Origin of the sequence: Clostridium sp. UBA4548, assembly GCF_002387895.1 — a bacterium.
Lineage (GTDB): Bacteria > Bacillota > Clostridia > Clostridiales > Clostridiaceae > Clostridium_J.
On sequence record NZ_DGLI01000011.1, the window covers coordinates 1 to 7681 of the forward strand.

At 30.0% G+C, this 7681-nt stretch carries 9 protein-coding genes; all 9 read left to right on the forward strand.

Going from position 1 to position 7681, the window contains the following annotated elements; all coding sequences use genetic code 11:
• A partial coding sequence (locus tag B3040_RS03785; RefSeq protein ID WP_291570377.1) for a hypothetical protein occupies positions 1–322 on the forward strand: 322 nt, incomplete at its 5' end.
• Positions 323–511: 189 nt separating this feature from the next.
• On the forward strand, positions 512–811 hold the full coding sequence (locus B3040_RS03790) for a hypothetical protein (protein ID WP_017413685.1): 300 nt from the start codon (positions 512–514) through the stop codon (positions 809–811).
• Positions 812–1538: 727 nt separating this feature from the next.
• Positions 1539–1745 carry a hypothetical protein gene (locus tag B3040_RS03795; RefSeq protein ID WP_291570379.1) on the forward strand — a complete coding sequence of 69 codons (207 nt, stop codon included), beginning with the start codon at positions 1539–1541 and terminating at the stop codon, positions 1743–1745.
• Positions 1746–1966: 221 nt separating this feature from the next.
• The gene (locus B3040_RS03800) at positions 1967–2131 is read left to right on the forward strand and encodes a hypothetical protein (RefSeq protein ID WP_291570381.1); all 165 of its coding nucleotides are present in this window, start codon (positions 1967–1969) and stop codon (positions 2129–2131) included.
• A 30-nt stretch (positions 2132–2161) separates the two neighbouring features.
• On the forward strand, positions 2162–2542 hold the full coding sequence (locus B3040_RS03805; protein WP_291570383.1) for a hypothetical protein: 381 nt from the start codon (positions 2162–2164) through the stop codon (positions 2540–2542).
• A 243-nt stretch (positions 2543–2785) separates the two neighbouring features.
• The gene (locus tag B3040_RS03810; RefSeq protein ID WP_291570385.1) at positions 2786–3304 is read left to right on the forward strand and encodes a hypothetical protein; all 519 of its coding nucleotides are present in this window, start codon (positions 2786–2788) and stop codon (positions 3302–3304) included.
• A 20-nt stretch (positions 3305–3324) separates the two neighbouring features.
• Positions 3325–4434, forward strand: a complete 1110-nt coding sequence (locus tag B3040_RS03815) for a tetratricopeptide repeat protein (protein ID WP_291570387.1) — start codon at positions 3325–3327, stop codon at positions 4432–4434.
• Between the two features lie 688 nt (positions 4435–5122).
• Positions 5123–6754, forward strand: coding sequence for a DUF5050 domain-containing protein (locus B3040_RS03820; RefSeq protein WP_291570389.1), 1632 nt, complete (start codon positions 5123–5125; stop codon positions 6752–6754).
• 150 nt (positions 6755–6904) lie between these two features.
• On the forward strand, positions 6905–7642 hold the full coding sequence (gene truA, locus B3040_RS03825; protein WP_291570393.1) for a tRNA pseudouridine(38-40) synthase TruA: 738 nt from the start codon (positions 6905–6907) through the stop codon (positions 7640–7642).
• The last annotated feature ends 39 nt before the right edge of the window (positions 7643–7681 follow it).

Here is a 7681-nt window from a genome sequence, read left to right on the forward strand (position 1 = left end):
ACAGACTTATTTACACACTCTGAAAAATTATTTTAAAAAAAATAAAGCTACAATATTGATATCTTTAGTGATTTTACTTTATTTCTTTTTGTCAGTAGATATTCGAAAAATGAAGATGCCTACAGTAGATGAATTTATATATTTTTTAGGAATGGTTCTACCAATTGTTTTTTTTACTTATAAGCTTTTAAAATATGGTAAAAAAATTATTGAATCAGACAACAAAAAAAATAAACAAACAAAAATGTTCATCGTATTTTTCTTTGGTTCAGTTTTTATTTCAATGATAAGTGTAATGTTCAAAGTACTTTTTTTCGAATAACAAACAATATTTTAGTTATTTCGTTGTAGTTGTCATTTTCCTCAACGAATAATAGTGTATACTAGCTTATTCAGCTAATGATATAAAATCACTTTGTATTGTTCAAAATTAAACTCTATACAATATAGCCTCATCAAATTTAACATACGATAACTGTAAGTTAGAAAAAATACAGGAAGGTAAGTGGATATGAAGAACTATTTTCAAAAGAACCGAATAAAAATATTAATATCTTTGGGAGTAGCTATTTATTTTATTTCCGTGATAATTACTGAAACAATGCAGATTCCTACAAAAAATAACTTATTAGCATTTATAATAACTATAGTATCTTTTACTCCTATAATTTGTGGACTTTGGATATATAGTAAAAAAGTAAGTGAATCAAAGAAAACTACTAGCAAAATTATAAAATGTTTGATTATATTTTTCATAGTAGTAATTTTAGGCACAGAGCTACTTTCTTTGTATATAAAATTATCTCATTAGAGCATTTTAATTATATAAGAACCATACCTTAAGTTAATTTTAAAATATATAAAATAAAACTAGAAACTTTTCTAATGTTTTAAAGATAATTTGAAAAAACTTAATTTATTAATTATTATAAGTAATAAAAAGGAAATATAAATGCTATGTCTATTACACCTTTTATTTTAGTAAAGAATTATTTAATGTATAAAACAGGCGTTATTTTTAAAGGTTTTAACAATGTAACAAATGACCCAAACTCATTTAATAATTTTCATCCAAGAGGTTGTGACAGATAAATGTTAATTAAATTTTACAATTGAGTTTATATAAGATTTGAATGTGTAATGATAAATTACTAAGGTGCTAGAAGGTGAATTCAATGAAAGATAGAAAGATAGACTATATAATAGGCTTTTTCATATGCCTAATAATTAATAGTTCACACTGCTCACTACCTATTAAGTTTAAAGATATTTTTGAGTTGATATGTGGTTCTATAGTATTTGGTATAATTTTTGGAGGTATAACTAATTTTGTTTTTAAAAAAAGAAAAAAATAAAATTAGTATTAATAAGATATTTCGTCGTATAGGTTAAATAAATGAAGGATTTAGGCTAAATGGAATGGGGATTAAGAGAATAGCACTCGTAATCCCCATTCTATTCATATCATGGACATAAGAGAATAAGTATAATACCGACACAGACCTTTATTACATACAGAGTAGATATTATAACCCAGAGTGGGAAGGTTTATTAATGCTGATACAATTGCTGCTGTAACAGGTGATTTGTTATCTACAAATATGTTTGCTTATACAAAAAATAATCCTATAAATATGAAGGACGACCATGGATTTTTATCTTCGAGTGTTTTGGAGAAGGTGGAGAAGGTACGTAGAAATTACAGGATTTGGCAAAATGAGCTGGCAATTCTGCAAAAGAAGTAGGAAAAGGAGCTGCAATAAATGCGAGTGAAGAGAGTTTAAATAAGGTTACAATTTACAGTTCCACGACAAAAGTTGCAACACGAAAAAGCACAAAAGCAATAAGTGAAGTAACGCTTTCTGCTAAACATCTTGGAAAAGCTCTAAAGATTGCTGGAGGAATAAGTGCAGGCATATCAATTGCAGATAATTTTTCAGGAAGATACAGTACTAATGCCGCTTTAGTGAGAAATTTATTTGATGTTGGTGGATTTGTAGCAGGCGTTATTGCTGGAGCAGCATTAGTAGGTAGTGGTGGCATAGTTATTGTAGGTGTTGGTATTGGAATAGCAGTAGCGACAGAAACATTTAAACTTGGAGCTACATATTTTATTGATAAAAAGTTTTAATTAATTTTACAAAGAGGAGTATATTAAATAATGAAACAGTCTCAAAGTAATATGTATTCGATTCTAGGTATATTATCATTCATTATAGCTAAATTTTTGCTAGATAAAATAGGAATTGAGAATATACCTATTCAAATTACTATTTTAGTATTATTCATTTCAAATATTGCAGTCATCATGGGAATAAGAAAGCGAAAATTTGATGATAAAATCAAAAAATACTATACAAGAATAACAATACTTTTCCCAATACTTTCATTAATGGCAACTATAATACTAGTGTTTGTAATTATATATCCATATCTAGTTGATAAGTATATAACATTTCTCTGGATATGTTTAGCAACATGTGTTGGTGCTTTTATTGCATTTACTACAACATGTGTTAAGATTATAAAAAATAATAAATAAGAATATAGAAGTTAAAATAGGGATGTCTGAAAGTTATGCTTTTAGGTATCCCTTAATTATTAATTATAATAAGGATAGTAATAAAAGTAATATGGTAAGGTGATATAATTGGATTAATAGATAAAGCAGGAACTCAAGTTGTATCTTACACCTATGATAGTTGGGGCAAACTAATTTCTATAGATGGAACACTTAAAGATACTGTAGGAGTTAAGAATCCTTATAGATATAGAGGATATAGGTATGATACCGAGACAGGATTATATTATCTACAATCCAGAGTTTTGTCGCATGTTAAATGCGGATGATACAGATGTGTTAACATCTACGTTAGCTGACTTAACAGATAAGAACTTATTCAGCTATTGTGACAATAACCCTGCAATGCGTGAAGATAGTGATGGTGATTTTTGGGGATTTGCACTTGCTGGAGGTGGTGCATTAGGAGCATCTTGGTCACTTGGTGGTGCGAATTTTTGGAATCCAGTTGGATGGGTTGTATTAGGAGTTGCTACTGTTGCAACTATAGGTTATGGAGGTTACGAATATTATAAAAGTAAGCAAAATAAAATTAGTTATTCAAACAAAAATGATTCGCAAACAGTGAATAGTCCAATTGGAAGCGCTAATAGAAAACAACAAGGACGAGAGGTAAATGAGAAAAAGAGAAAGAATAAGAATTTTGAATCGAGAAGTAACAAAAACTCGAACAGAGGAATGAAAAAGCATACTCCTTCTAGAAAAGGACATAAAAAATATTGATTAAGGAAGGGATTACTTATATGTTGTGTGGTGGATTAAGAATTAGATGTTTAGATGAAATTGAATTACAACTAAGGGAAATAGTAATAGAATTTGGAAAATGGATTAGGGGAAAGTTGGATTTTCCTGTTACAGTTACAGTTTATATAAAAAGCAAGTATATAAGTAAAATAAATAATGAAGAGATTTTTTTAGCATCATTTTTCGCACCAGATAACAGAGGGCATAATCCTTACATTAGAGTGGATGTGGAAAATCACAAAGATAACTTAAATGATGTTAATGAATTTAGAAAATCAATATTAATATCTATAGCTCATGAAATAATACATTATATGCAATGGCTTGAAGAATTGGATTTTTGCGAAGAAGATGCAGAGAATAAGTCTGAACAGTTAGTAGAAAAATTTCTAGAAGATAGGGGATACAATTTAACAGTAACTTTTAAATCAAAAAAATTATTAGAATTAGCAGATTTAAAAAGTTCACACGAAAATATTAATGAGGCAATTTCATTGTATAAAGAGGCTATAAAAATAGGTTGTGATGATGAATCTGTATATAATTCTATTGCTTATTATTATGATTGTATAGAAATGTATAATGAATCAGTATACTATTACGATAAGGCTATAAAAATTAACCCTAATAATTCCGAAATATATACGAATAAAGGTTATGCATTATATTGTTCTGCAAAATATAATGAATCTATAGAAAATTATAATAAATCTCTGACTATTCAGCCTACTAAAGAAACCTATGTATTTAAAGCTTATGCAGAAGAAGATCTAGGAAATTACACGCAAGCTATAGAGTGCTACGATAAGGCTATTCACTTAGAATCTGATTACGATATAGCCTATAATAGGAAGGGACAATTGTTATGTCATATGGGTATATTTGATGACGCTAAACAAGCTTGTAGCAAAGCAGTTTCTATTAGTTCTGACTATGCTGATGCCTACTATAATTTATCAGTAATATGTGCAAAGTTGGGTGATTTTTATACAGCAACTAACTATTTAAAAACTGCAATAAGCATTGATAAAGAGTATATACATTATGCGCAAGACGAGGAAGTTTTTAATGATTATAAAGAATTATTTCAACAAATTTTACTTAACTAATTATTTTGTAAATTAAGAAAAATAGTCAATCACCTTTTTTACCGCCTTTGCATAAGCAAGGGCGGTTTTAATTGGATAGATGGAACAAATGTAACTAGTCAGCTATTAAAATAATTTCTCAGATAACTTGATAGTTATACTAAATAGTGATTTCAAAAACGTGGTAAAATATCGACTACTAAACCCTTTGATAGGCAAAGTCTTGAATATATGATAATAGAATTTTTTTATACTTAAGACAACATGGAAGATGCTATGTTAGCAAGCTACCTCTTCACATAGCTGAAATGGAAGTGCATCATAAAAAACCTAGTGAGTAAGGAAAAAGCAGAAATTTAGTATGCAATTTAGTTTATTTTACATTGATCTCCTTAAAAAATACTTTATTTTTCATTCATAATCCTGTAAAATATAGGATATATTGATAAAATTCTGAATAATGTTACACTTTTCTACAAATACGGAGCTTTTAGGAAAGTTCATGGAAGATAAAAAGCAACACAATTTTATTAGTGAATAGGTTAAGTATCTTTAGGGTGGTACAAGCTAGTTCTAAAATTACTAAATAAATGCTTCATTTATTATCTTCAGGTTCTAGGCTTTATAGTAATTATTTTTAAAAAAGAGCAGCATTAAACTATATTTTGAATTTATCATTAAACAAATACTTAGGTTATGGGGGAGAAAGATGGGAACAGACAAAAATGGTCAGAGACAAAAGAAAAACAAGGTTTTATTAGGAATTATTATAGGGGCAATTGTTTTAGCAGTATCGATACCCACTGCGGTTTATTCCTATAGCTCAAATCAGTACAACAATCTTGTGAGCTTAGGGGATAAGGCTTTGGAAAGTGAAAACTTTGATGAAGCAGAAAAGTATTATAAGGAAGCACTAAATCGTAAAAATAAAAATAGTAGCGAAATAGATGAAAAGCTTTCCATGGTAAATTCAATTAAGGAAGCAAAGGAGCTTTATAGTGAAGGTGAAAAACTTTTAGCTGATAAAAATTACTTAGAAGCAATAGATGTGTTTAAGAAGATTAAAAGTGTAGGAAGATATGGAAAGGACTCTCAGGATAAGATTACACAGGCCAGCAGAGCATATGTTGAAGAGAATCTTGCTAAAGCTAAATTAGAAATAGATAATAAAAGATATAGTGAGGCAATTGGGTTTCTAGATATTATCTTAAAGTTTGACGAAACAAATAAAGAGGCTTTAGCATTAAAAGCTGAGTACAATAAGGAACTTGTAGGTATGACAGAAAAGGAAAGTGATAGCAAGGGGACAAAGGTTACAGGGAGAAGCACAAGTACTAGTACGGGAACAGCAAAAGGCAATACAAATAGTTCTAGCAAAAACACCAATACAAGTTCTGCACCAAACCCTGCGCCTGTAACAGTATTCAGCTATGGCAACACTACAGGCAATATAATAAATGGGTCAGGAACTGCCTTTGATGGGGAGTTTATATATTTTACTAACAGGAGTGATGCGGATAAAATCTATAAAGTTAAACCTGATGATTCTGGGTTAACAAAAGTCACTGATAGTCCAGGATACAGTATAAATATAGTAGGGGAATGGATTTATTACTCATCAGGCATGTATGACATGGGCATATATAAGGTTAAAAAAGATGGGTCTAATAAAGCTAAGCTTGTTGACGGCATGATAATGTCAATTAATGTGGTAGGTGAATGGATATATTATACTTATCCACCGGAAGAAAATGGTGTTGGAATATATAAAATTAAAGTTGATGGATCTAATAAAACAAAAATCTCTGTAAATGATAATGACCTTGATACAGATGATAATTTAGAAATGGTGGTTGTAGGGGAATGGATATACACCAATCTTCTAAGTAAAAAAGAGGCTAAGACATTACTATGTAGAATAAAAATAGATGGTACTAAGGTAGAAAGAATACTAGATAGTGGTACACGTCGTTTGGCCATTAGCAGTGACTGGCTGTATTATGTAAGGTATAATGGAGCTATTGAGAAAATGAAGGTTGATGGAAGTAATAGAGCTACAATATACAAGCCTAATAAATTTGAGCCTAGTAGCATAAATATTTCTGGCAATAAGATCTTTTTCAGTGCTGATAATGAGAGCGCTAGTGAAAGAGAGGAGCATTATGGTTTATATAGGATAGACATGGATGGATCAGGATTTACAAGGTTATCTAAAAGCTGGTGCAGATACTTCGCTATATCCTCAAACTGGATTTATTTTAGTGCAGTAGATGGTGAAAGATGGCGAATAAAAACAGATGGAACTGAAGAAGGAAAAGTTTCAGAAAAGCTAGTTAGGTAAAAGAATATATTATAGGTTAATTACATTTAAAGAAGTTATATAGTATAATTTAGCAGATAGGTTAAGCCTATCTGCTTATTTTTTTCTAGTTAGAGTATAATAGTTATGACATAGCAAAAGTAAAACCATTAGAAAGTAGGAGAAACCTTAATGAAAAATATAAAACTTACACTTCAATATGATGGCAGTAAATATAAAGGCTGGCAAAAGCAAAAGGAAGAGGATAATACCATTCAAGGAAAGTTAGAAGCTCTTCTTAGCAAGATGACAGAAGAGGAGATACAAGTTCATGGTTGTGGTAGAACTGATGCAGGAGTTCATGCTCTAAATTACGTGGCAAACTTCCAAACTACCAAGGATTTAGCCCCAGGATACATATTAGACTACTGCTATAAATATCTACCTCAAGATATACAAGTAACTGAGGTGAAAGAAGTGCCTTTAAAGTTTCATGCAAGATATAATGCTAAAAGTAAAACTTATGTGTACAGCATATATAACAATAAGTATAGAGATGTGTTTAATCTTAAGCACTGTACTCATGTAGAAGAGCCTCTTAACATTGATGCCATGAGAGAAGCTACTAAGTACTTAATAGGAACCCATGATTTTCAAAGTTTTACAACTTTAAAATCAAAAACTAAATCCACTGTAAGAACAATAAACTCTATAGAATTCACAAAAGAGGGGGATTACATCAACATAAGCTATACAGGAGATGGATTCCTAATGAACATGGTAAGAATAATTACAGGCACCTTAATAGAAGTAGGTCTTGGAATTATAACTCCAGAGGAAGTTGAAGTTATAAGAGATAAAAAGGAAAGAAAGTATGCAAAGGCAGTAGCCGAAGCTAAGGGCCTTTTCCTAAAGGAAGTTAATTATTAATAAAAAAAGCGTGCTTAATGAACTAGACCCTATTTTTTG

Coding starts and splice junctions, on each gene's coding strand:
- B3040_RS03790 (WP_017413685.1), top strand. CDS start 512: ATGAAGAACTATTTTCAAAAGAACCGAATAAAAATATTAATATCTTTG.
- B3040_RS03805 (WP_291570383.1), top strand. CDS start 2,162: ATGAAACAGTCTCAAAGTAATATGTATTCGATTCTAGGTATATTATCA.
- B3040_RS03810 (WP_291570385.1), top strand. CDS start 2,786: ATGATACCGAGACAGGATTATATTATCTACAATCCAGAGTTTTGTCGC.
- B3040_RS03815 (WP_291570387.1), top strand. CDS start 3,325: ATGTTGTGTGGTGGATTAAGAATTAGATGTTTAGATGAAATTGAATTA.
- B3040_RS03820 (WP_291570389.1), top strand. CDS start 5,123: ATGGGAACAGACAAAAATGGTCAGAGACAAAAGAAAAACAAGGTTTTA.
- truA (WP_291570393.1), top strand. CDS start 6,905: ATGAAAAATATAAAACTTACACTTCAATATGATGGCAGTAAATATAAA.